General features: G+C 63.3%; 28 protein-coding genes. 10 read left to right on the top strand and 18 right to left on the bottom strand.

The window, feature by feature from the left end; genetic code table 11:
* Positions 1 to 687 (top strand): dienelactone hydrolase family protein, encoded by a 687-nt coding sequence (locus B4920_RS12180; protein ID WP_079434959.1) that lies wholly within the window; start codon positions 1 to 3, stop codon positions 685 to 687.
* Here the strand turns inward: B4920_RS12180 and B4920_RS12175 are convergent.
* The 3 genes from B4920_RS12175 to tadA are packed head-to-tail and all read right to left on the bottom strand — an operon-like array spanning position 684 to position 2,082.
* A complete protein-coding gene (locus B4920_RS12175; RefSeq protein WP_079434958.1) occupies positions 684 to 1,115 on the bottom strand; it encodes a GNAT family N-acetyltransferase in 432 nt (143 codons plus the stop codon). The two genes, B4920_RS12180 and B4920_RS12175, sit on opposite strands and share 4 nt — an antisense overlap.
* Positions 1,112 to 1,591 carry a L,D-transpeptidase gene (locus tag B4920_RS12170; RefSeq protein ID WP_079435081.1) on the bottom strand — a complete coding sequence of 160 codons (480 nt, stop codon included), beginning with the start codon at positions 1,589 to 1,591 and terminating at the stop codon, positions 1,112 to 1,114. The genes B4920_RS12175 and B4920_RS12170 overlap by 4 nt, the downstream gene beginning before the upstream one ends.
* Before the next feature lie 5 nt (positions 1,592 to 1,596).
* A complete protein-coding gene (gene tadA, locus B4920_RS12165) occupies positions 1,597 to 2,082 on the bottom strand; it encodes a tRNA adenosine(34) deaminase TadA (protein WP_079434957.1) in 486 nt (161 codons plus the stop codon).
* Between the two features lie 108 nt (positions 2,083 to 2,190).
* On the opposite strand from tadA, the gene B4920_RS12160 reads away from it, so the two are divergent.
* Positions 2,191 to 4,326: a PAS domain S-box protein gene (locus B4920_RS12160; protein WP_079434956.1), complete on the top strand. Its 2,136-nt coding sequence runs from the start codon at positions 2,191 to 2,193 to the stop codon at positions 4,324 to 4,326.
* Positions 4,327 to 4,368: 42 nt separating this feature from the next.
* Here the strand turns inward: B4920_RS12160 and B4920_RS12155 are convergent, their stop codons facing one another.
* The 4 genes from B4920_RS12155 to tsaB form a co-directional block, all read right to left on the bottom strand.
* Positions 4,369 to 4,911 (bottom strand): LemA family protein, encoded by a 543-nt coding sequence (locus tag B4920_RS12155; RefSeq protein WP_079434955.1) that lies wholly within the window; start codon positions 4,909 to 4,911, stop codon positions 4,369 to 4,371.
* Positions 4,912 to 4,989: 78 nt separating this feature from the next.
* Positions 4,990 to 5,829 carry a uracil-DNA glycosylase gene (locus tag B4920_RS12150; RefSeq protein WP_216819854.1) on the bottom strand — a complete coding sequence of 280 codons (840 nt, stop codon included), beginning with the start codon at positions 5,827 to 5,829 and terminating at the stop codon, positions 4,990 to 4,992.
* Positions 5,830 to 5,839: 10 nt separating this feature from the next.
* Positions 5,840 to 6,292: a ribosomal protein S18-alanine N-acetyltransferase gene (gene rimI, locus B4920_RS12145; protein ID WP_368664722.1), complete on the bottom strand. Its 453-nt coding sequence runs from the start codon at positions 6,290 to 6,292 to the stop codon at positions 5,840 to 5,842.
* Positions 6,289 to 6,981, bottom strand: a complete 693-nt coding sequence (tsaB, locus tag B4920_RS12140; protein ID WP_079434954.1) for a tRNA (adenosine(37)-N6)-threonylcarbamoyltransferase complex dimerization subunit type 1 TsaB — start codon at positions 6,979 to 6,981, stop codon at positions 6,289 to 6,291. The genes rimI and tsaB overlap by 4 nt, the downstream gene beginning before the upstream one ends.
* A gap of 592 nt (positions 6,982 to 7,573) precedes the next feature.
* Here tsaB and ompR point away from each other — a divergent pair.
* From ompR to B4920_RS12095, 8 genes are read left to right on the top strand one after another with little or no spacing between them, the layout of a single operon-like run.
* Complete coding sequence (gene ompR / locus B4920_RS12130) at positions 7,574 to 8,302, top strand: two-component system response regulator OmpR (RefSeq protein ID WP_079434952.1); 729 nt, start codon at positions 7,574 to 7,576, stop codon at positions 8,300 to 8,302.
* A 38-nt stretch (positions 8,303 to 8,340) separates the two neighbouring features.
* Complete coding sequence (locus B4920_RS12125) at positions 8,341 to 9,693, top strand: sensor histidine kinase (protein WP_079434951.1); 1,353 nt, start codon at positions 8,341 to 8,343, stop codon at positions 9,691 to 9,693.
* A 43-nt stretch (positions 9,694 to 9,736) separates the two neighbouring features.
* On the top strand, positions 9,737 to 10,447 hold the full coding sequence (locus tag B4920_RS12120) for an MBL fold metallo-hydrolase (protein ID WP_305847116.1): 711 nt from the start codon (positions 9,737 to 9,739) through the stop codon (positions 10,445 to 10,447).
* The gene (locus tag B4920_RS12115) at positions 10,437 to 10,835 is read left to right on the top strand and encodes a group II truncated hemoglobin (protein WP_079434950.1); all 399 of its coding nucleotides are present in this window, start codon (positions 10,437 to 10,439) and stop codon (positions 10,833 to 10,835) included. The genes B4920_RS12120 and B4920_RS12115 overlap by 11 nt, the downstream gene beginning before the upstream one ends.
* Positions 10,836 to 10,887: 52 nt before the next feature.
* Positions 10,888 to 11,424, top strand: coding sequence for a septation protein A (locus tag B4920_RS12110; protein ID WP_079434949.1), 537 nt, complete (start codon positions 10,888 to 10,890; stop codon positions 11,422 to 11,424).
* Entirely contained in the window at positions 11,424 to 11,723 is a 300-nt protein-coding gene (locus B4920_RS12105; protein WP_079434948.1) for a YciI family protein, read from the top strand. The genes B4920_RS12110 and B4920_RS12105 overlap by 1 nt, the downstream gene beginning before the upstream one ends.
* The gene (locus B4920_RS12100) at positions 11,720 to 11,983 is read left to right on the top strand and encodes a BolA family transcriptional regulator (RefSeq protein WP_079434947.1); all 264 of its coding nucleotides are present in this window, start codon (positions 11,720 to 11,722) and stop codon (positions 11,981 to 11,983) included. Before B4920_RS12105 ends, B4920_RS12100 begins: the two co-directional genes overlap by 4 nt.
* A gap of 32 nt (positions 11,984 to 12,015) precedes the next feature.
* Complete coding sequence (locus tag B4920_RS12095; RefSeq protein ID WP_079434946.1) at positions 12,016 to 12,795, top strand: peptidylprolyl isomerase; 780 nt, start codon at positions 12,016 to 12,018, stop codon at positions 12,793 to 12,795.
* A gap of 151 nt (positions 12,796 to 12,946) precedes the next feature.
* Here B4920_RS12095 and B4920_RS12090 read toward each other — a convergent pair whose 3' ends face one another.
* The 11 genes from B4920_RS12090 to hisS form a co-directional block, all read right to left on the bottom strand.
* A complete protein-coding gene (locus tag B4920_RS12090; protein ID WP_079434945.1) occupies positions 12,947 to 14,257 on the bottom strand; it encodes an adenylosuccinate synthase in 1,311 nt (436 codons plus the stop codon).
* 4 nt (positions 14,258 to 14,261) lie between these two features.
* Positions 14,262 to 15,419, bottom strand: a complete 1,158-nt coding sequence (locus B4920_RS12085; protein WP_368664721.1) for an ATP phosphoribosyltransferase regulatory subunit — start codon at positions 15,417 to 15,419, stop codon at positions 14,262 to 14,264.
* Positions 15,420 to 15,430: 11 nt separating this feature from the next.
* Positions 15,431 to 15,616, bottom strand: coding sequence for a DUF2065 domain-containing protein (locus tag B4920_RS12080; protein WP_079434944.1), 186 nt, complete (start codon positions 15,614 to 15,616; stop codon positions 15,431 to 15,433).
* A 2-nt stretch (positions 15,617 to 15,618) separates the two neighbouring features.
* Positions 15,619 to 16,524, bottom strand: a complete 906-nt coding sequence (gene hflC / locus B4920_RS12075) for a protease modulator HflC (RefSeq protein WP_079434943.1) — start codon at positions 16,522 to 16,524, stop codon at positions 15,619 to 15,621.
* Entirely contained in the window at positions 16,524 to 17,792 is a 1,269-nt protein-coding gene (hflK, locus tag B4920_RS12070) for an FtsH protease activity modulator HflK (protein WP_079434942.1), read from the bottom strand. The genes hflC and hflK overlap by 1 nt, the downstream gene beginning before the upstream one ends.
* Before the next feature lie 58 nt (positions 17,793 to 17,850).
* Positions 17,851 to 18,984 (bottom strand): GTPase HflX, encoded by a 1,134-nt coding sequence (gene hflX / locus B4920_RS12065; protein WP_079434941.1) that lies wholly within the window; start codon positions 18,982 to 18,984, stop codon positions 17,851 to 17,853.
* Between the two features lie 51 nt (positions 18,985 to 19,035).
* Entirely contained in the window at positions 19,036 to 19,278 is a 243-nt protein-coding gene (gene hfq, locus B4920_RS12060) for an RNA chaperone Hfq (protein WP_079434940.1), read from the bottom strand.
* A 100-nt stretch (positions 19,279 to 19,378) separates the two neighbouring features.
* Positions 19,379 to 20,707, bottom strand: a complete 1,329-nt coding sequence (gene der, locus B4920_RS12055; protein ID WP_079434939.1) for a ribosome biogenesis GTPase Der — start codon at positions 20,705 to 20,707, stop codon at positions 19,379 to 19,381.
* A 15-nt stretch (positions 20,708 to 20,722) separates the two neighbouring features.
* Entirely contained in the window at positions 20,723 to 21,862 is a 1,140-nt protein-coding gene (bamB, locus tag B4920_RS12050) for an outer membrane protein assembly factor BamB (RefSeq protein ID WP_079434938.1), read from the bottom strand.
* A complete protein-coding gene (locus B4920_RS12045; RefSeq protein ID WP_079434937.1) occupies positions 21,859 to 22,512 on the bottom strand; it encodes a tetratricopeptide repeat protein in 654 nt (217 codons plus the stop codon). The genes bamB and B4920_RS12045 overlap by 4 nt, the downstream gene beginning before the upstream one ends.
* Positions 22,499 to 23,794, bottom strand: coding sequence for a histidine--tRNA ligase (hisS, locus tag B4920_RS12040; protein WP_079434936.1), 1,296 nt, complete (start codon positions 23,792 to 23,794; stop codon positions 22,499 to 22,501). The genes B4920_RS12045 and hisS overlap by 14 nt, the downstream gene beginning before the upstream one ends.
* Between the last annotated feature and the right edge of the window lie 22 nt (positions 23,795 to 23,816).

The raw sequence follows: 23,816 nt of genomic DNA, 5'->3' as shown, positions 1-23,816 counted from the left end.
ATGATGAAACTGCGTCAAACCCCTCTGAGCATCGCCGCCGGCCCGATCTGGCTCGAAGCCCTGCTGGCCCATTCTCCCGATGCCGCGGGCCTGATCCTGATTGCCCAGAACTCGGTCGGCAACCATCGGGAATCCCGCGAGGCCCATTTCGCCAAACGCCTGCAGGAAGCGGGTTTCGCCACACTGATCTTCGATCTGCTGACCCATTACGAGGAAACCCGCGACCCGGACACCCGCTACAATTCGCCGCTCCTCGGCCAGCGCATCAATGCGCTCTTCGAGTGGCTTCGGCATCAGCCTCCGCTCGTTGCACTGCCCGTCGGCCTGGTCGCCAGCAGCACCGGCAGCGCCGCTGCCGTACGCGCGCTGTCGAAGGAGCCAATGGCCGTCGATGCGCTGGTACTGCGCGGCGGCCGCCCCGGCCTGGCAGGCATCTCGCCACTGCGGCAGATCGTCTGCCCGACGCGTTTCGTGGTCGGAGAAAAGGACAGCGGCCTGCCGGCCGTCCGGCAAGCCTTCGACCTCCTCACCTGCACCAAGGACTGGCGGACCATTGCCGGCACCGACGAGCATTTCCGCGAACCGGGCGCGCTGGACGATGCCGCCACCAAGGCAGCGGACTGGTTCCACGCACATCTGTTCCGGCAGCCCGCGGCAGCGGACGCCGGCAAGGCCGAACCCGGCTAGCGCTGGCGCACCATGGCCTGATGCGGCAGGCCGGCCTCGTCGTAGACCTCACCTTCCGGTACGAAGCCGAAACGGGTGTAGAAGCCCAGGGCATGGGTCTGGGCACTCAGCACCAGCCGGCCCATCCCCCTTCGCACCGCCTCGTCGATCAAGCCCTGCAAGAGAGCCGCGCCGACGCCCCGCCCCCGCCAGGCTGCGAGCACTGCCATGCGCCCGACATGCCCATCGGGGAGCAGACGCCCGGTTCCCACCGGCTCGTCGCCAACAAAGGCCAGCGCGTGGCATGACACGTCATCGAACTCATCGAGCTCCATGTCCGCCGGCACGCCCTGCTCATCGACGAAAACCCGGAAGCGGATCGGCGTGGCCTGCTCGGAAAACGCCGCCCAGTCGCCGAGATTGACCTTGGTCGGAGCACGGACAGTCATTCTCGGATGTCCACGAGTGTCCCCACCGGGACCAGATCGAACAGTTCAGCCACATCCCGGTTACGCATGCGGACGCAGCCGATGGATAGGGGCACGCCCATCGGCTCGCTATCGGGCGTACCGTGGATGTAGATGTAGCGCTGCATCGAATCCACCTTGCCGAGACGGTTCCGCCCCGGCTCCAGGCCCGACAACCACAGGATCCGCGTGAGGATCCAGTCCCGTTGCGGCGCGCCGGCGGCCAGCTCCGGCGACCACACTTCGCCGGTGAAGCGGCGTCCGCGGAAGGCTGCCCCCAGCGGCGCGCCGGCACCGATGCGTGCCCGGATGACGTGGCGGCCCCGCGGCGTGCGGTAGCTGCCCTTCTCCTCCCCGGCGCCATTCCTGGCGGTGGACACCGTGTAGCGACGGATGCAGGCGCCGTCGTCACCGAACAGGGACAAGGTCTGGGCAGAAATATCGACACGAATCTGCATGGCGCTCATGCCCCCGCCGCCCGCTTACGCCGGGCCGCAAAAAAACTCGACAGCAGGCCACCGCACGCCTCCGCCAGCACGCCTCCCTCGATGGCAGCGTGATGGTTTAGGCGTGTCTCCGCAAACAGATCGATTACGCTACCGGCAACCCCGGTCTTTGGATCCCGGGCGCCAAAAACCACCCGGCCGATCCGTGCATGCATGATTGCGCCGGCGCACATGGCGCAGGGTTCGAGGGTGACGTACAGGGTGCAGCCCGGCAGTCGGTAATTGCCGAGGCGCGCGGCGGCATCCCGCAAAGCCATCACTTCGGCATGAGAGGTGGGGTCGTGGCGGAGGATGGGCTGATTGAAGCCACGTCCGACCACCTGCCCGTCAGCGTCGACGATGAGTGCGCCAACCGGGACTTCACCACAACGACCGGCATCTTCGGCCAGCTCGAGCGCCAGGCGCATGAAAACGGTGTCCTGCTCGGGAAGGATTGGGGGCATGTTCAAGAAACCAGGGGCTCAAGCAGACTCAAAGACAGGATTTTAAAGCAGCATCGTGGAAAGCCTCACCGAAACCGCAGCAGGACACCCCTCACCTGGAGCCCGGACATGACGGGCGGCACGCGCGCAGCCGTCCTTCTGACGCTCGCCCATGCCCTGCTGAGCAGCCTGGCGGTATTCGGCAGCAGGTACGGAGGGCCGCCGCCACTGGCCATCGTCGGCACGAGCCTGCTGTTCTTCCTTGTCGCCTGCAGATTTCTGCTGGCGCGATCGGCGCAGGCTACCGAACCAACGGCAACCCCCCCGCAGCCTGCCGCCGGCCCCGCGCCGGACGTGCATCCCGACGCCCATCTGTCCGAAGTACTGGCCCATACCCGGCACATGCTGTACCGCTTCGACCCTGGCCACGAGCGCTACGAGTACATATCCAAGCGCGCCGAAGACTGGCTGGCCACGCCGGTGGATGCCCTGTGCGCCCCGGGCGGCTGGCTGCATTTCCTGCGCTATCTGCCACCCGAAGAGCTCGGGCGGATCTGGGCGCGCATCGATGACGCCTTGCTGACACCGGGCCACGCGCCTGTGGAAGTCGACGTCGAGTATCGGCTCGATTCGCCACGCCAGGGACAGCTCTGGCTGCACGACGCCATGACCCTGCTGCGCAAGCCGGACGGCAGCCTCGCGGCGATTGTCGGGGTGGTGATCGACCAGACCGCCCAGCGCGCTACCCGCGAGTACCTGTCCATGACCCTGCGCAGCATCGGCGAAGCGGTGATCGCCACCGACGAGCACTGCCGCGTTACCCTGATGAATCCGGTTGCCGAACAGATGACCGGCTGGCCCGAGGAGGAAGCCCGCGGGCGCCCGCTGACCGAGGTCCTGCCCCTCGTCCACGCCGAAGACGGGACAACCGCTGAATGCCCGGCCCAGCGGGTCATGCGCGAAGGCGGCAAGGTGACGCTACCCCGGGGCACCTTGCTTGTCGATCGCCATGGCCGGCAGCGCCCCATTGCCGACAGCGGCGCCCCCATCCTCGCCGCCCCCCACAAGGCGCCGGTAGGGGTCGTCGTCGTCTTCCGGGACGCCTCTACGGAGATGGACCCGTTTTCGATCGAGGCCGAACAGCAGCTCAAGGCCGAGCGGGACTTCTCCCGCGGCCTCATCGACAGCCTGCCGACGCCCTTCTTCCTGTTCGATGAAGCCGGCCACCTCGTGCTGTGGAACCGCTTCGTCCGCGATCTGACCGGCCTGGACGAGAGCCAGCTGGTGCACCGGGAAGCCCGGCAGCTCGTGATTCAGGAACAGGCGCCGATGATGGCCCATCGCCTCGATACGGCCCTGCAGGCTGGCGAGGCCTCGGCGGAAGTCCTGCTCCAGCGCAACGGGCGTGATCCGGTCCCCTTCCTGCTGGTGAGCCGGCGTGTCCAGCTGGACGGAAAACCCCACGTCGTCAGCGTCGGCACGGATCTCACCGAACGAAAATTCGCTGAGCGCGCGATCAAGCGCCTCAATGCCGAACTGGAACAAAGGGTGGCGGAGCGGACCTCCCAGTTGAGTGCCGCACTGGCCGAACTGGAGTCCTTCAGCTACTCGGTATCTCACGATCTGCGGACCCCGCTGCGGGCCATCGAGGGCTACAGCACCATCATCGGCACGGACTACGCCGACCGGCTCGACGACGAAGCCCGGGAACTGCTGCGCCGCGTCCGCGCCGCGGCTCATCGCATGAGCCAGCTGATCGACGATCTGCTGACCCTCTCGCGGGTCAGCCGCAAACCGCTGGAGCGACGCCAGGTGGACCTGTCCCGGCTGGCCCGGGCCATCTGCGACGAGCTGCAACAACAGGAACCGGACCGACAGATAAGCATCGACATCGCCCCCTGTCTGCAGGTGGAGGCCGATCCGAGCCTGATGCGGACGGTGCTTGAAAATCTGCTCGGCAATGCCTGGAAATTCACCGGCCACACCGAGCAGGCGGAGATCCAGGTGGCGGCAACCCACCACGACGGGCATGCAGCCTTTGTCGTTCGTGACAATGGCGCGGGATTCGACATGCGCTATCGGGACAACCTGTTCCGTCCCTTCCAGCGCCTGCACACCGACCGGGAGTTTCCCGGCACCGGTATCGGCCTCGCGACCGTCGCACGCATCCTGCACAGGCACGGCGGCGAGGTTTGGGCTGAAGGTGAAACAGGCCACGGTGCGGCAATCTACTTTGCCCTCGACAAGGGTTCGCCCCAGGCCTGAGGAGGCGCCGGCCGAACGGATCCGGCCTCTTCATACACCCCGTCAGCGCAGCGCGTCCCTGGGCTTGGCCCCCATCAGCAGCGCTGTGACGCGGCCCGGAAATGTCCCGATCGCTGCGTTGTATGCCGCCACCGCATCGGCATACCTGCCCCGGGCCGCGTCGAGATGCGTCTCGGCGCCCTCCATCTGGGCCTCGATGTCGCGGAAATTGGCATCGGCCTTGAGGGCCGGGTAATTCTCGGCAACGGCCAGCAGTCTCTCGATCGCCTGGGACAGTTGCATGTTCCCGTCAGAGAACTCGCGCATCGCATCCCGGCCATTCGAGGAATCGGCCTTTGTTGGGGTGTGCTCCGCAACGGAATCCTGCGCCACCTTCACGCGGCTCAAGGCTTCCCGCTCATTCGGCGCGTAGGTGTGCACCACCTGGATCAGATTGGGCACCTGATCCGCCCGCCGCCGACTGAGCGCAATGAACTCGGAGGCGGACGCCACCACCTGCTCATCGTCGGCCTGGATCTGGTGATACCCACAACCGCTCATCAGGCTTGCCGATAGCAGCAGGAACACGAGCAACCGGATACGCATGAAAGAGGCCTTCCGTGAAAACGCTTCGAGTGACGCACGATGCGCATGCAGAGGCCCTCTGCCCGAGGGCAGGGGCTTTCAAACCGGCCCCAGTGTCTTGTCGGCAGCCTTGAGGCCCTGCATGGTGCGTCGGGCAAAGCACAGATCTTCCCAGGCCTTGGCCTTGTCGGGGAGATTTCGCAGCAGGTAGGCCGGGTGATAGGTCACGATGACCGGTATCGATCCGTAAGCAAACAGCTTGCCCCGTGCGGCGCCGATCCTGATTTCCTGATTGAGCAGGGCTTGCGCCGCCGGACGGCCGAGGGCCACGATCAGGCGGGGACGGATCAGTTCGATCTGGCGCTGCAGATAAGGAAAGCAGGCAGCCAGCTCCGCGGTGTCCGGCGTCCGGTTGTGGGGTGGCCGGCATTTCACGGCATTGCCGATGTAGACGTCCTCGCCCCGCTTCAGCCCGATCGCGGCAAGCATGTTGTCCAGCAGGCGCCCGGCCTGACCAACAAAAGGTTCGCCGCGCTCGTCCTCTTCGGCCCCCGGCCCTTCACCGACGAACAGCCAGTCGGCCTCCCGGTCGCCAACGCCCGGCACCGCCTGCTTACGCCGTCGGCACAGGCCGCAGGCCTCGCAACCGCGGATGCGCGCTTCGAGCGCATCCCAGTCCAGCCCCGCGACGCGGACGGACGCCGGCGGCGCCTCGCCGGACTGGATGCGCTCCGGCGCCGCCGGCACTACAGCCGGCAACACGTTCCGGAGGGGCCGTGGCAGCGCTGGCGGCACCGCAGCAGGCCGCTCCACCGCCGGCTCAGGCAGCAGCGCAGCAGGAACGACGACCGCGTCCTCCTGTTCATCGCCTGCGCTGCGGAGTCGCCACAGGGGCGCCAGCCCCATCTCCCGCAGGATGCCGTTTCGACGCAGGTTCATCGCAAGGTACTCACAGGCGGGACCTCATCACCAGCGCATCCTCGCGCCCTGCCGCTGCAGGGTAATAACCCTTGCGACGACCGATGATCTCGAAACCGGCGCGCTCGTAGAGCGCCAGTGCCGCGCTATTGGATGGGCGCACCTCGAGGAACAACTGACGGGCGCCAGCCTGGCGGGCCACGCTCCCCAGATGCGCCAGCAGGCAGCGCCCCAAGCCCTGACGCTGACGCTCGACAACCACGCTGATGTTGAGAATGTGGGCTTCGTCGAGCACCATCATCAGCACTGCATAACCAACTGGTTGCGCCCTGTCCAGCATGGTCCAGCAACTGTAGCCGGAACGCATGGAGTCGGAGAAATTGCCCACGGACCAGGGAAAGGGGTACAGCTGTGCATCCTGCAGCGCGACCCACTCCAGGTCGTCGTCGCGCATGGGCACAAAATTCAGTTCAACCAGCGTCACGCCCGCCCTCCGCTGGCGAGACGCTCGGCGGTGGTCATGGCGACCTTGTCACGTACGTACAAAGGTGCCGCCAGGGCCGGGTCGATCGCCCCTCCCTGGGCAAAACGCGTCGCAGCCAGGCGTGCCACGCTGGACGCCCTGGGCACAGGCGATGCATCGAAGCCGGCCAGGCGTCCGCCAAGAGCCGGGATCAGCGCATCCCCGTAGGCGCCAAAGGCAGAACCGAAGCCGAACCATTCGCCATCCACCGGCAGCACCACGGCCGCAGGAACGGCACACGCCGGCGCAGCCTGCTCGACCAGCACACCATTGATTCGCCGATAGGCGGCGAAGTAGACCTCCGACATCCGCGCATCCGCAGCTACGAAAATGGAGGTTTGATCGCATTGGTCTGCCAGCGCTTCCAGCGTGCCCACCGGCACCACCGGCTTCCCGGCCCCTAGCGCAAGTCCCTGCGCTACGCCACAGGCCAGACGCAAGCCAGTAAAGGCTCCCGGACCAGCGCCGAAGGCGATCGCATCGAGTTCCGCGAGTTCGACCGCAGTTTCCTTCAGGAGCGCACGCACTTCAGGAAGAATGGTTTCCGAATGGCCGGGACGGCCGAGCACCGGACGCTCGACGAGGCGATCTCCGTCGAGCAGTGCGACAGAGCCGTATTCGGTGGAGGTTTCGAGGGCGAGAATCTTCATAGGAGGCGCATTCTACCGCCCTCCGGCCCTGGAAGCCGCGTCGTTGACGACGCGAACCGCCAGCAGCCTTCAGTCCGGACGGCGGTGACGGTCGCCGTAGACGTCCCGGCCAGCCTCGTGGACATCGCGCCGCAGCTGACGCCTCTCCTCGGGCGACCAGCGGCGGGGGTTGCGACTCTCGTCGACTTCCTGGCGTCGCATCGGTTCAGCGGAAAAAGCCGGCATCTCCCGCCCTTGACGATCCTGAGGAACCGCATACTGGCGGAGGAAAGGCCCTAAGCGCTCGTTCCCCTGAGCTGCCGCAGCCCCCGACGCCAGCAGACCGACCAGCAACAACCCCAGCGTCAAGCTCGGGCCTCGACCAGACTTGTTCGGCAAAGTTGTCTCATTGCACATGGCGCTTATCCTAACCCGGCCGCAATCATTCAGGCATCCCCGAGAAGCGGGCCGATTTGATTCTGGCAGGCCGAACGAACCAAGGTGCGACGGTTTGTAAGGGAATGTTAGGCGAATCGCGACACTTACGTTTATTTACCCGTGTCCTCCATCGTCCCGCTAGCCGGCCTGCAAACGAGCGGCTAGCATTCAGCCCATGGAAAAAGAGAGCTTTCGCATTCTCGTCGTTGACGACGACCTTCGCCTGCGCGACCTGCTGAAACGTTACCTTGGCGAACAGGGCTTCAACGTCAAGACAGTGGCCGACGCGGCGCAGATGGATCGTGCGCTGCTGCGCGAACACTTCGACCTGATGGTGCTCGACCTCATGCTGCCGGGCGAAGACGGCCTGTCGATCTGCCGGCGCCTGCGCGGCACCAACAACGGCATTCCCATCGTGATGCTCACCGCCAAGGGCGACGATGTGGACCGCATCGTCGGCCTGGAGATGGGGGCAGACGATTATCTTCCCAAGCCCTTCAACCCTCGCGAACTGGTGGCCCGCATCAACGCCGTGCTGCGCCGCCAGCCACAGACGCCCCCCGGCGCACCGGCGGCCGATGACGAGGACGTGCGCTTCGGCCAGATCGTCGTCCAGCTCGGTACCCGCATGCTGATCCGCAACGGCGAGGAAACCCTGCTCACCACCGGCGAGTTCGCGCTGCTCAAGGTGCTGCTGCAGCATCCCCGCCAGCCCCTCTCGCGGGACCGCCTGATGGAACTGGCCCGCGGCCGTGAATACGACGTGTTTGACCGCTCCATCGACGTGCAGATCTCCCGCCTGCGCAAGCTCATCGAGGAAGACCCCGGCAAGCCCCGCTACATCCAGACCGTATGGGGCTTTGGCTACGTCTTCGTACCGGACGGCAACAAGCATACCCAGTGAGGCTGGGAGCGTCCCCGCTCCCGTCCGTCCGTCGCAACATGCCATCGGCCCGCTACCGCTCCCTGCTCCACGCAGCACCCCGCACGCTGCTATGGCGCATCTTTCTAGTGGTGGCGGCGCTGATGCTGGCCTCGGTGGCGGTGTGGTCGGCGATCTTCAGCCATTTCGACCAGGCCAGCCGGGCGCGCCAGACCGCCCAGACGGTGATCAGCATCATCAACCTGACCCGCACTGCGCTCCTCAATGCCGACCCAGCACGACGCAAGGACCTGCTGCTCGATCTGGCAACCCTGGAAGGCATTCGCATCTATCCCGCCGAGGCCCAGGACAAGTTGCAGCCGCTGGAGGATACGGCAATCATGCGGATGGTGATCAACGACGTCCGCAAGCAGTTAGGCATGGAGACCCGCTTTGCATCCTCCTGGGAAGGCCTGACCGGTTTCTGGGTCAGTTTCAGGCTGGACGACGACCCGCCGTCGGAGAGCATGGAATTCTGGGTCATGCTACCCAGCGAGCGGATCATTCGCCCCCACGCCCAGGAATGGATGTGGTGGGGTGCGGCAGCCCTGTGTCTCGCCACGCTGGGTGCCTACATGATCGTCTCCCGAGTCAGCCTGCCCCTCAAGGCGATGGCGGCCGCAGCCCGCACCGTCGGCCGTGGCGAGGTTCCGCCGCAATTGAGCGAAAGCGGCCCCACCGAACTGTCCGATCTCGCCCACGCCTTCAACCAGATGTCCCACGACCTGCAGCAGCTCGATGCCGACCGGGCGCTGATCCTGGCCGGCGTATCCCACGACCTGCGCACGCCGCTGGCGCGCCTGCGCCTGGGCATCGAGATGTGTGGCGCCGATCCGGCCGACATCGACGCGATGGTCTCCGACATTGAGGACATGGACCGCATCATCGGCCAGTTCCTCGAGTTTTCGAAGCTGGACGGAGGCGAAGCACTGAACTTGCTCGATCTCTCCGAACTCGCCGCCGAACTGGTCACCCTGTATGCCCGCCGCGGCTTCACGCTGGAACTGCGCAGCATCGGCTCCGTGATGGCGGCCGCCCGTCCACAAGCCCTGCGACGTGCCGTCACAAACCTGATTGAAAATGCGCTGCGTTACGCAGGCTCGCCGCCTGAGCTGGAAATCGGCGTAGACCAGGGTCGGCCAACGATCCGCGTGCTCGATCGTGGCCCGGGCATTCCAGAGGCCGACATCGAGCGTGTCAAGCGACCGTTTACCCGGCTCGAATCCGCCCGCAGCAATACCAAAGGGTCGGGGCTCGGGCTGGCCATCGTCGATCGCATCGTACGTGGCCAGCAGGGCGAATTTCGCCTGGCACCGCGACAGGGCGGCGGGCTGACTGCCAGCATCCACCTTCGAGCCACAACAAAAGCCTGAGTTGAAGCTAGAATCGATGCTATTCCGTTTTGGCGCCACATCCATGATCCTGTTCCGCCAGTTCTTCGATCCGCACAGCTGCACGCTCAGCTACCTCCTGGCCGACCCGATGACCGGCGATGCAGTCATCATCGATTCGGTGAAGGAACACGTGGGCGCCTACATCAGCTTTCTACAGGAGCAGGAACTCCAGCTGATCTGGGTTATGGAGACCCATGTTCATGCCGACCACATCACCGGCTCCGCCGGTCTACGAGAGGTCACCGGCGCCCGCAGCGTCATCAGCACCGGCGGCGGCGTGGGCTGCGCCGATCGCACGGTTGGTGATGGGGACACCATCGTGTTCGGCAACGAGGTCATCCGCGTCATTCCTACACCAGGACATACGCCAGGCTGCGTCACCTACCACTGGCGCGATCGGCTCTTCACGGGCGACGCGCTGATGATAGGCGGCTGCGGCCGCACCGACTTCCAGGGCGGTGACGCCGGGCAACTGTACGACAGCATCACCGAACGTCTGTTTACTTTCCCGGACGAAACGCTGGTCTATCCGGGCCACGATTACCGCGGTGCACGCGTATCAAGCATCGCCCAGGAAAAAGGCGGCAATCCTCGCCTGGCCGGACGCAGCCGGCAAGAATTCATCGAACTGATGGCCAGCCTTGGCCTGCCTCCCCCGAGCATGATGGACGAAGCCCTGCCCGCCAACCTGCGCTGTGGCCGTATCGGAGAGCTGGATATCCATGGCGCTTGAACCACTCACGCCCTACGCCGAACTCGGTGGCGAAGAGACCATTCGTCACCTTGTCCATCGTTTCTACGAACTCATGGACACCCTCCCCGAGGCATGGGACGTCCGCCAGATGCACCCGGAAGACCTGTCCGGTTCGGAAGAGAAACTGTTCAAGTACCTGACCGGCTGGCTCGGCGGCCCGCCGCTCTACGAACAGGAATTCGGCCATCCCCGCCTGCGCGCCCGCCACCTGCCCTTTGCGATTGCCAACCGGGAACGCGACCAGTGGCTGATGTGCATGGAAACGGCTTTCGATGAATGCCTGCCTTCCGGCCCACTGCGGGACAAACTGTGGACCGCCATCCTCGGCCTTGCCGACCACATGCGCAACCGTGCCGACCTCGCCTGACGCGCACGCTACCGACCGCCCTCACCGCCTCGCATCCCCTTTCTCTGAACTGATGAAATTTCTTTTCGACCTGTTCCCGATCATCCTTTTCTTCATTGCCTACAAGTTTGCCGGCATCTTTGCGGCGACTGCCGTGGCCATCGCCGCCACCGTCGCCCAGATCGGTTGGGTATGGTTCCGCCATCGGAAGGTGGACACCATGCTGTGGGTCAGCCTCGTGATCGTCACCCTCTTTGGTGGCGCCACCCTGTTCTTCCAGAATCCGACCTTCATCAAGTGGAAGCCGACCGTGCTGTACTGGTTCTTTGCCGGATCGCTGCTGTTTTCCGCCCAGTTCCTTGGCAAGAACCTGATCCGTAGTCTATTGGAAGCCCAGATGAAGCTGCCCGACCCCCTGTGGGGCAGGCTCAACCTGGCCTGGGCCGGGTTCTTTGGCGCGATGGGCGTGATCAACCTGTTCGTTGCCTACAACTTTTCCGAAGACACCTGGGTCAACTTCAAGCTTTTCGGCGGCATGGGCCTGATGCTCGTGTTCGTGCTGGCTCAGGGAATGCTGCTGTCCCGTTACATCGAGGAGGAATCCAAATAATGCTGTATGCCCTGATCGGCGAAGACGCCCCCAACTCCCTCGACAAGCGCCTGGCCGTGCGCGCCGAACATCTGGCCCGCCTGCAGGCCCTGCAGGCGGAAGGCCGCCTCGTGCTGGCCGGCCCCTGTCCGGCCGTCGACTCGCCGGATCCGGGCCCCGCCGGCTTCACGGGCAGCGTGATCGTCGCCGACTTCGCCTCCCTGGCCGAGGCTGAAGCCTGGGCTGCCGCCGATCCCTATGCGACCACCGGGGTTTTCGTGCGCTGTACCGTAAAACCCTTCAAGAAAGTCCTGCCATGAGCGTCATGGACGACATCCGCCAGCGTCTTGATGCGTTGGCACCGTCGGCCATCGAGCTGATCGACGACAGCCATCTGCATGCCGGCCATGCTGGGGCACGCTCCGGAGGAGGCCATTACCGCCTCACCATCGTATCGATGGCGTTCAACGGCAAGAACACAGTCGCCCGTCACCGCCTGGTGTACGACACCCTCGGCGATCTGATGCGCCAGGAAATCCATGCCCTGGCCATCCAGGCCAGGACACCCGACGAAAGTTGAATTTCAACCCGCTCCACCAGCAAGGAAAACTGATGAAAATCATCCCGAGCCGCCTGGCTCTGTCCCTCCTCGCAGCCACCATCGCGATTCCCGCCTTCGCCCAGAACGTGGTGACGGTCAACGGCACCGCCATCCCCCAGGCCCGTGCCGACGTGATGATCTCCGAGCAGAAGTCCCAGGGCGCTCCCGACTCCGAGCAACTGCGCAACGCCGTGAAGGAAGAGCTCGTCCGTCGCGAGGTGCTCTCCCAGGAAGCCCGCAAAAAGGGTTTCGAGAAGTCCGCCGCAGTCCAGGCCCAGGTCGAACTGGCCCGCCAGGCCGTGCTGATTCGCGCCTACCTGCAGGATTTCGTGAAGAGCCACCCGGTCACCGACGGCGAAGTGAAGTCCGAGTACGACAAGATCAAATCCCAGCTGGGCGACAAGGAATACAAGGCGCGCCACATCCTGGTCGAGAAGGAGGACGAGGCCAAGGCCATCATCGCCAAGCTCGAAAAGGGTGAGAAGTTCGAGGAGCTCGCCAAGCAGTCCAAGGACCCCGGCTCCAAGGACAAGGGCGGCGACCTCGGCTGGGCCAATCCGGCCAGCTTCGTCAAGCCTTTCTCCGAAGCCCTGACCAAGCTCGAAAAGGGCAAGATCACCACCACCCCGGTGAAGACCGATTTCGGCTATCACGTCATCAAGCTTGAGGACAGCCGGGCCTTGAAGGCACCGGGCTTCGACGAGGTGAAGGGTCAGATCAAGCAACGCCTCGAGCAGCAGCGCGTGGAACGCCACATCGCCGAGCTGCGCAGCAAGGCGACGGTCAAGTAATCCGCGTCACGCAAACGACAAAAAGCCGACGGTTTTCCGTCGGCTTTTTGTTTGCCTATCGCCCTGTGGCCCTCCGGCGTGCCCAAACAATTGGCCCGTATGACACCGCCCACCAGGGACGGCAACACCCGGGCCAAGCCGGAAACGTCGATCAGGCGCCGAACGGGTGGCGCTTCAGAATCGTCTCGTCACGCTCGGGACCGGTGGAAATCACGTCGATGGAGACTTCACAGATCTCCTCGATGCGGTGCAGATAGGCACGCGCTTCGGGCGGCAGCGCGTCCCAAGTACGCGCGCCGAAGGTCGTCCCGCTCCAGCCGGGCAGCGTCTCGAGGATAGGCTCGCAACGCACCACTTCCTCGGCCCCCATCGGCAGCAGATCGACGCGCTTGCCGTCAAGCATGTAGCCGGTGCACAGCTTGAGTTCCGTCAGACCATCCAGCACATCCAGCTTGGTGATGCACAGGCCGGAGACGCCGTTGATGATGATGGAACGCTTCAACGCAGCCAGATCGAGCCAGCCACAGCGACGCTTGCGCCCGGTCACGGTGCCGAACTCACGACCGACCGTCGACATCTGATAACCCGGCGTGCCTGCCGTTTCGAAATCCAGCTCGGTCGGGAACGGGCCGCCACCCACGCGGGTACAGTAGGCCTTGGTGATGCCCAGCACGTAATGCAGACGACCAGGGCCAACACCGCTACCGGCCGCAGCCTGACCCGCTACGCAGTTGCTGGAGGTCACGAAGGGATAGGTGCCGTGGTCGATGTCCAGCAAGGTGCCTTGCGCACCTTCGAACAGCAAGTTGCCGCCGGACTTGTTGATTGCGTATAGGTCGGCGGACACATCGGTGACCATCGGACGGATCTCTTCCGCATCGGCCAGAGCCTGATCGTAAACGGTCTGGAAATCCACCGGATCGGCACCCAGATACTGGGTCAGCACGAAGTTGTGGTAATCCAGGTTCTCCTTCAGCTTCTCGGCGAAACGCTCCGGATGGAACAGGTCGTACACGCGCAGCGCGCGACGGGCGACCTTGTCTTCATAGGTCGGGCCGATGCCCTTGCCGGTGGTACCGATCTTGTCACCGGCGCTCTTCTTGGCCTCGCGGGCACGATCGAGCGCAGAGTGGTAACCGAGGATGATCGGACAGCCCGGGCTGATCTTCAGACGCTCACGCACCTTGATGCCGCCAGCTTCCAGGCCACGAACCTCGGCCAGCAGATGGTGGATGTCCAGCACTACGCCATTGCCGATGAAGCACTGCACGCCATCACGGACGATGCCGGACGGCACCAGGTTCAGCTTGTACTCGGTGGTGCCGACGACCAGCGTGTGGCCGGCGTTATGGCCGCCCTGGAAACGGACAACACCCTGAGCCTGATCGGTCAGCCAGTCAACGATCTTGCCTTTGCCTTCGTCACCCCACTGGGTACCCACAACCACAACGTTCTTTGCCATTTATTCACTCTCCCTGAAGCGGTTCAACCTGCCAGGCACCGCCCCGCAGAACCAGATGCCGGTCACAGCCGGCCTCGCGCCACGTGCCATCATGGCCGGGCAATTCAATCACCACGCTTTCACCGTTGCCGCGCAGGGCCGCGATGACCGCTTGCAGCTGCGGATCGCGCCCGCCCGGAGCCAGAATGGCGCCCGGCAGCGACGGGTCGGCAACCTGAGCAGCGAGTTCCCGTAAATCCAGACTGAAACCGGTAGCCGGACGACCGCGGCCAAAGGCTCGTCCGACGCTGTCGTAACGACCGCCCAGCGCGAGCGCAACCGGCGAGTTGCCACCATAGGCCGCAAAAACCACACCACTGTGGTAATGGTAGCCCCGCAAATCGGCCAGATCGAAACTGATCGGCAGCCCTTCCAGCTCACCAGCCAGCCACTGCAGACCATCCAGAGCGGCCTGGATCTCGACATCGGCCGGCAAGACTGCACGGGCCTGGGCCAGCACCTCGGCACCGCCATACAAGGTCGGCAAGGCCAGCAGGGCTGCACGAACGTCCTCGGCGACGCCTTCCAGCAGGTCACACAAGCCAGGCAAATCCTTGGATTGCAGGCAATCGAACAGTGGCTCTTCCCGCTCCGGCCCGATACCAGCCTTGGCGACCAAGGCCTTGAAAAGCCCGACGTGGCCGAGATCGATACGGGACGTCCCCACCCCGGCGGCCTGCAACGCTTCGGCAAGCAGACGGATCACCTCCGCATCGGCCTCCAGGCCGGCATGACCATAGATCTCTGCCCCTAGCTGGAGGGGCTCCCGCGTCGCCGTTAGCGACGAAGGCACTGCATGCGCGACACTGCCGCAATAACACAGGCGAGCGACGCCCTTCCGGTTGAGCAGATGCGCATCGATCCGCGCAACCTGCGGCGTGATGTCGGCCCGTACCCCCATCGTGCGACCGGAGAGTTGATCGACCAGCTTGAGGGTCTTCAGCTGCAGATCCTGCCCCGCACCGGTCAGCAGGGACTCCAGGTATTCGAGCAGGGGCGGAGCAACGAGCTGATAACCATTGAGACGGAAAGCGTCGAGCAGACGACGGCGCAGATCTTCCAGTTTGGCTGCTTCGGCAGGCAAAGCGTCCTGGATATATTCGGGTAGAACCCAACGCAACATGGGGTAGCGCCTTACGAAAAAACGAATAGAACAACAAGGCCCAGCAGCATGGAGCCGAGGCCAACAAAACGGATCTGCCCGTCCGCCATACGAACGAGACGGGCAAAGGTTTCCCTCCAGAGGGCTGGCGCGATAAAGGGCACAACGCCTTCAAGCACCAGCATCAGTGCGAAGGCGAGGATGAGGGACCGCCCCATTATTATTTCTTGCTCTTGCCAGCGTCGCTGGCTGCAGCCCGCCCACCAGGGCTCTTGAGGTACTTGAAGAACTCGGAATTGGGCTCGACAACCATCACATCCGACTTGCTCTTGAAACTGTTCCGATAGGCCTCGAGGCTGCGATAGAAGGCATAGAACTCCGGACTTTGCCCAAAGGCCTGGGCGTAGATCGCCGAAGCCTTGGCATCACCGTCACCCTTGACCTTCTGGGCATCCCGATAGGCTTCAGCAATGATCACTTCCCGCTGCTTGTCCGCATCGGCCTTGATCTTTTCTGCCTCGGCACCACCTTGGGAACGCAACTCGTTGGCCACCCGCTTCCGCTCTGCTTCCATGCGGCGATAGACGGACTCGGAAACCTCAGCTGGCAAGTCTACGCGCTTGAGACGAACGTCCACGATCTGGACCCCGATTTTCCGGGAATCGAGATCCGCCTTCACGCGCATTTCATCCATGATCTTCTCCCGCTCTCCGGAGACGACCTCATGCACCGTACGCTTGCCGAACTCTTCGCGCAGACCGGCATTGACCGTCTGCTCCAGGCGCGTGCGGGCACGCATTTCATCGCCGCCCACGGACACATAGTAGAGCTTGGGATCGACGATGCGCCACTTCACGAAGAGGTCCACCAGGACATTCTTCTTTTCGGACGTGATGAAACGCTCTGGCTCGGAAGTATCCAGAGTCAAGATGCGCTTGTCGAAATAGCGGACGTTCTGGATCAGCGGAATCTTGAAATGCAGACCCGGCTCGCTGATCTGCCCCTTCACCTCGCCCAGCTGGAAGACCAGTGCATGCTGTCGCTGGTCGACAGTAAACAGCGACATGGACAGCACAGCCACGCCGAACAGGCCCGCACCAAAAATCAATGGCAGTCGTTCACGCATCAACGTTCTCCCCGCTCGCGGTTGCGCGCAGCCTCACGGGTGCGGGACTCTCCCAACAATGCGTCAGCCCGCGGCGGAGCGACATTGCTCTCGGTCACCGGGGACGACACTGGACGGCTGGCCTGCACGGGCTCTGTCGCTGGCGTGGCAGTCGGCGCAGCCGTCTGCTGAATCAGCTTGTCCAGCGGCAGGTAAAGCAGATTGCCACTACCGCGGGCATCCACCATGACCTTGGAGGTATTGGAGAAGATCTGCTGCATGGTATCGATGTACATGCGCTGACGCGTGACTTCCGGCGCCTTGGCGTATTCGGTGTAGATCTGCTTGAAGCGCGACGCATCACCCTCGGCCTGGGCAACCACACGCCCCTTGTAGGCATCGGCCTCTTCGATGAGACGGGAGGCCGCCCCGCGGGCACGCGGGATCACGTCATTGGCGTAAGCCTGACCTTCGTTCTTCTGGCGCTCCCGATCCTGGCCCGCCTTCACTGCATCGTCGAACGCGGCCTGGACCTGCTCAGGAGGCTGCGCATTCTGCATCGTCACCTTGCTGACCTGAATACCGGTCGCGTAGCGATCAAGGATGTCCTGCGTCAGCTTCTGGGCATTGGCGGCGACCTGCTCACGACCTTCGTAGAGCACGAAATCCATCTTGCTCTTGCCGACGATCTCCCGGACCGCCGTTTCGGCCGCCTGGATCACCGAGTCATCGGAGTTGCGGTTGTTGAACAGGTACTGCTGCGGATCCTTCAGGATGTACTGCACCGCGAACTGTATGTTCACGATGTTCTCATCGTCCGTCAGCATCAAGGCTTCCTTGAGCACCTTGTTGCGTTCCGAGCCGCGATAGCCGATCTCGACCGTGCGAACGCCAGTCAGATTGACCAGTTCATGGGTCTGGATCGGATAAGGCAGGCGCCAGCGCAGGCCGGGTTCGGTGGATTCCTGAAAGCGACCGAACTGAAGCACGATACCGCGCTGGCTCGCATCGACGATGTAAAAACCGCTGGCCAGCCAGACAACGACAGCAAAAGCAGCGATCAGACCGATACCGCCGCCAAACTGCCGCATGTTGAAATCGGGAGTGCGATTGCCTCCATCTCCACCACCCGATCCGTTGCCCTGGCCGGAATCTCGCCCGAACATGCCGGACAGACGCCGGTTGAAGTCACGCCAGAGTTCCTCCAGATCGGGAGGCCCCTGGTTTCCATCGCCGCCGCCGCGGTTGTCGCCGCCGCGATTACCCCATTTGGGATCGTTGAGAGACATGAGAATGCCTGAGATCACAGTAAAAATCCGCTCCGGGAAGGGTGATGGGAAGGATCCGTCAGACGGAATCCTGCGTTACCGATGTGGCCACCAATGATGCCTTGTGGGCAAGCGCTATATCGGACAGCACCTGCCGTAGCAAACCGAGCCCCTCACCCGTCTTGGCGCTAAGCAAAACGCGCGAGATATTACCACACGCATCCCGCTGGACCTCCGGACTGGCCAGAGTGGCATCGATCTTGTTCCAGATCTGGATCTGAGGCAGGCTACCGGCCCCGATTTCCTCGAGAACGCCATTGACAGCTGCAATCTGCCCTTCCCTGTCTTCGCTCGACGAGTCAACAACGTGCAGCAATACGTCCGCAGCGACTGTTTCCTCAAGAGTGGCATGGAAAGCCGCGACAAGGGAGTGGGGAAGATCGCGAATGAATCCGACCGTATCGGAGAGCACGATGTTCCCGGCCTCACCCAGAAAAAGTCGCCGCGACGTGGTATCGAGTGTCGCAAACAGCTGATCCGCCGCATAGGCACCCGCCTTGGTCAGGGCATTGAACAGTGTAGACTTGCCCGCATTGGTGTATCCCACCAGGGAGACGGTCAGTACATCGCGGCGTTCCCGGGCACGGCGCCGCACACCCCGCTGGCGCTCCAGCTGGGTCAGACGGGACTTCAGCAGCTTCACGCGCTCACCGAGCAACCGACGGTCAGTTTCCAGCTGTTTCTCACCCGGGCCACGCAGCCCGATACCGCCCTTCTGGCGCTCCAGGTGAGTCCACCCCCTGACCAGCCGGGTTGAAAGATGTTGCAACTGAGCCAGCTCTACTTGCAGCTTGCCTTCGTGACTCTTCGCGCGCAGCGCGAAAATGTCGAGAATTAGCGCCGAGCGATCGATCACCCGACGTTCCAGCACACGCTCCAGATTGCGTTGCTGCGCAGCCGAAATGTCATGATTGAAGATGACAATATCGGCTTCGTCGAGCTGAGCGGCCATCCGGATCTCGTCAGCCTTGCCCTTGCCAATATAGAGCGCCGGATCAGGCGCCTGCCTGCGGCACTGGACGACACCAACGACGCTGGCGCCCGCACTGGTCGCCAGCAGTCCGACTTCCGACAGGCGCTCTTCGATGCCGCCCTGGCCGAAATCGACTTGTATCAAGAGTGCGCGGGTTCCCGCGGAGGGTCGGTCAAACACGCGGAAACCCGACTTGGAGTGGGCCGCATTGCGGCCGAGAGGTCACGGAACTCAGCTTGCTGCCTCGTTCTGTTCCTGCTGAATATTCACGGGACGGGCCGGAACCACGGTGGAAATGGCGTGCTTATAGACCATCTGGGTGACCGTGTTCTTCAGGAGCACGACGTACTGGTCGAAAGACTCCACCTGCCCCTGAAGCTTGATGCCGTTCACGAGATAGATCGAAACGGGTACGTGTTCACGACGCAGGGCGTTGAGAAATGGATCTTGCAGGAGTTGCCCCTTATTGCTCATGTCATAACCTCTATGGTTTTAGTTTGGAATAATTATAGAGCTTTTTGTTGCGCCGCCGCATCAGACGGACGCCAGCTCGCTGGTGTGGAGAACAGGTTACTCAATCCTTGTTCGCGTAGGGGTTGTGCGAAGATCTGAATTGTATCCGCAATGGCGTCCCCTGCAATTTGAACGCCTCCTGGAAAGTTCTCTCCAGATAACGGACATAGGATGCGGACACATCGTCCAGCGCACTGCCGTGGATCACGATCACGGGCGGATTCATCCCGCCCTGGTGGGCATAGCGCATCTTCGGACGGAAACCGCCATGCCGCGGTGGCTGCTGGCGCAATACGGCATCGAGCAGCAGACGCGTCAGCTTGGGTGTGGACAGCTTGGTCATCGCAGCCTCATAGGCGCCGTCCACACACTTCAACATCGGAACGATGCCCTGCCCCTTCAAGGCAGAAACATACAGGAAGCGCGCAAAGCCAAGGAAAGGCAGTTTGCGGGCAATGTCCTCCTTGACCCGCTGGCGGCGATAGTCATCGATGGCATCCCACTTATTGACCGCGACGACCAACGCCCGGCCAGCCTCGACGACGAAACCGCCAATGTGGGCATCCTGCTCGGAAATCTCCTGGCTGGCATCCAGCACCAGCACCACCACATTGGCCTGCTCGACCGCCTGCAGGGTCTTGATCACGGAAAACTTCTCGACGGCCTCAAACACCTTTCCACGCTTGCGCAGGCCTGCCGTATCGATCAGGGTATAACTCCGACCGTTACGCTCGAAAGGCACCTCAATGGCATCCCGCGTGGTGCCAGGCATGTCGAAGGCGATGACCCGCTCCTCGCCGATCAGCGTATTGACCAGCGTGGACTTGCCCACATTGGGACGACCGACAATGGCCACGCGCGGCCCTTTGTCTGCAGTCTCGTCATCGTCTGCATCAACGGGGAAGCTCTCGAGGATCAACTCCATCAGCGCATTGACGTTGTCACCATGGGCCGAGGATATGCACAGGGGATCCCCGAGCCCCAGCGCATGGAACTCGGCCGACACCATCGCCCGGTTCATGCCCTCGGCCTTATTGACGACCAGGAAGGTCGGGCGGCCGGCGCGACGCAAATGGCTCGCGATCTGCTCATCGTGGGGCGTCAGTCCAGCACGGGCATCCACCATGAACAGCAACGCATCCGCTTCGGCGATGGCTTGTTCCGCCTGCTTGGCCATTTCGTGGACGATGCCTTCCTTCGCCACCGGGTCGAAACCCGCAGTATCGACAACCAGGAACTCCCGCTCGACCGCTCGACCAAGGCCGTAGCGACGGTCGCGGGTCAGACCCGGGAAGTCCGCGACCAACGCATCGCGGGTCTTGGTAAGGCGGTTGAACAAGGTCGACTTGCCCACATTAGGGCGTCCAACGAGGACTAGAGTGGGTTTCACGCGTCAACGACTCCGTTATTGCACGCCGAGGGCGTAGATAGTGCCATTCTGGGTCTGTACCACGACGTCGCTCCCCGCGCGCTGCAGGTCAGCCGCAATGGCACTGGACACGATTCGGGCACGACCAACCAGCGTTCCGTCATCCCGACGCAGCACATGGACGTCGCCAAAGCCGTCGCCGACGATCACATAAGCACCGATGACGCGGGGACGCCCCGGGGAACGCCCGGCAAGCTGGTCCTGCTTCCACACGCTCGCACCATTGGCGATATCGAGGGCGTGTACCGCTCCCTTTTCGTCGGTCACGAAAACGTGGCGTTCATCCAGATCAAGACCGCGGGAACTGGACAGATCCCGAGTCCACAAAGTGGAGCCGTTGGCCATGTCGAAGCATGCCACCCGCCCCTGATAAGCCACGGCGCAGGTCGCACGGGCACTCATCACCGGCAGGCTGGTGATGTCCGCCACGCGCTCGAGCTCGGTGGCCCCCCGCGGAATGGCGACGGTGCCTTCCCACATCAGCGCACCGGTGGCCGGATTCAGCGCGGCAAGCTTACCGCCTGGAAAGCCAGCCAGGATCAGCTTGTCGTCCAGCACGACACCAGCCGCACTGCGCAGGGCCAGCGGCGGTGTCGCCCGTTGGTAAACCCAGCGCTGCTTACCGTTGCCCGGCTCAAGACCGAACAAGCGGCTATCGGCACTGCGTACGACGACGATACCGTCCGAAACAGCCGGCGCGGCGAGCACCTCGGCATTGACCTTGACCTTCCAGCGGACCTGACCGTTGGCGCCATCCAGCGCGACGACGTCGCCCTTCGGAGAAGCAACCAGCACGAGCTGCCCATCGCTGCCCACCCCACCGGATACGGTGACACCTACGTCGGTTTTCCAGACGGTCTTTCCGCCCTGGAGCTTCACGACCTTGCCATCGCGTCCGGCGGCAAACACCACATCGCCTGACAGCGCCGGCTGCAGCACGAATGGTCCCGAGTCGCCGACACTCGTGCGCCAGATCTCGGCGGTACGAACGGGGCTGCTCAAAGGCTTGAGTGCCGACAGTTTTCCGTCACCCGATGCAAAGGGGTTCCATGTAGAGCATGCGGCCAGACTCAGAGACGCAAGAACAGCGACAAGACCCGGACGAAGTCGCTTCATTGGGCACCTCCAAGCGCATCCAGCTTGGCCTGGGCGATCTCACGCAGGGTCGCCGCTTCCACCTTGGAGGCCGTGCCAAGGGCATCCACCGCTGCCTTATAGGCGGCACGCGCCTCTGCCGGCTTGCCTTGAGCGACCAGGATGTCGCCCTTGAGGTCGGCATAACGGGCAGCCAGACTCTCGTCGGGTGCGGACTGCAGTTGGGCCAGGGCTTCGTCGTATGCCTTGTCATCGAGCAGAACGGCCGCCAGGCGCAATTTGGCCAGCCCCCGCAGGGCCGGATCGTTGGCCTTTTCGGCGGCCCAGGACAGCGGCACCCGCGCGTTCTTCAAGTCACCCGCTTCGACCTGAACCTTGGCGGACAGCAGGGCTGCCAGATCAGCATAAGCCGTACTGCTGTATTTCTCGATCAGCGTACCGGCAGCTTCACGAGCCTTCTGGGCATTGCGTTCGGCAGCTGCCTGCTGGATGACATCGTAGAGCGCGGAAGCCTCGGCACTTTGCTTGCCAACGTACCAGTTCCACCCCTGCCATGCCACCGAGGCCAGCGCGGCGACAATCGTCAGCGCCGTCACGAGCTTGCCATACTGTTCCCACCAACCCTTGATCTGGGAAATCTGTTCTTGTTCTTCGAGGTCAAATGCTGCCATCGTCTTCTTCCGATTCGATTAGGCGATCCGCCAGGGTTTCCGGGAGCACTTCCATGGGAACACGGAGCTGTTCACCACCGTCGCGCAAGGGCTTGAGACTGACTTCACCAGCCGCGGCCTCGTCGTCGCCGATCACCACGGCGAACGGAGCACCAGAGGCGTCAGCCCGTTTCATCTGGGACTTGAAGCTACCGCCACCACAATGCTGGGTCACCGAGAAACCGGTACCGCGCAACATCTCGGAGACTCGGAAAGCCGCCCGCTGGGCTTCCTCGCCGGCATGGACGAGGTACACATCGGGCACGATGCGTTCCGCCTGGCCGCCGCTCTCCTGCCACAAGGCCAGCAGACGCTCGACCCCCATGGCAAACCCCGCTGCCGGCGCGGGCTTGCCGCCCAGTTGCGCAATGAGGCCATCGTAACGGCCACCGGCGCAAATAGTGCCCTGGGCGCCAAGTCGGGTCGTGACCCACTCGAACACGGTGCGGTTGTAGTAATCCAGCCCTCGCACCAGCCGATGGTTGATGCGATAAGGCAGCCCTGCATCCTTCAGGACAGCCTGGACGCCCTCGAAATGCTTGATGGACTCCTCACCCAGGAACTCCGCCAGCTTGGGGGCACCCTCCACGATATCCTGCAGATCCGGATTCTTCGTGTCGAGAATGCGCAGTGGATTCGTGTAGAGACGACGCTTGCCGTCTTCGTCCAAGCGTGCCTGATGTTGCTCGAGATAGGCGATCAGGGCCGCCCGATGGACCGCACGCTCCTCACTGCTGCCCAGGGAGTTGATCTCCAGCTTGACGTCATCCAGGCCGAGATCGTCCCACAGGCGCGCGCACATCAAGATGTGCTCCGCATCAATGTCCGGCCCCTCGAAGCCCAGTGCCTCGACACCGACCTGATGGAACTGGCGATAGCGCCCCTTCTGGGGACGCTCGTGACGGAACATCGGGCCTTGGTAATACAGGCGACGCGGATGGCTGAACAGCAGATTGTGCTGGATCGCGGCCCGCACGCAGGAGGCGGTGCCTTCCGGACGCAGGGTCAGATGCTCGCCGTTGAGGGCATCCTCGAAGGAATACATCTCCTTCTCGACGATATCGGTCACTTCACCGATGGCTCGCTTGAACAGCGGGGTCGGCTCGACCAGCGGCATGCGGATCGGGCGATAGCCGTAGCTGTGCAGCCAGTTGCGGACGATTTCCTCGAATTGCTCCCAGATTTCTGCTTCGTCGGGCAGGATGTCGTTCATCCCGCGCACGGCCTGGAGGGTCTTGCTCATGGTTCCTTTTGTTTTTCTGTAA

It is taken from the genome of Zoogloea sp. LCSB751 (assembly GCF_002028455.1).
Classification (GTDB): domain Bacteria; phylum Pseudomonadota; class Gammaproteobacteria; order Burkholderiales; family Rhodocyclaceae; genus Zoogloea.
Note: the sequence above shows the minus strand (reverse complement) of the source record. Positions and strands in the feature narration are given on the sequence as shown.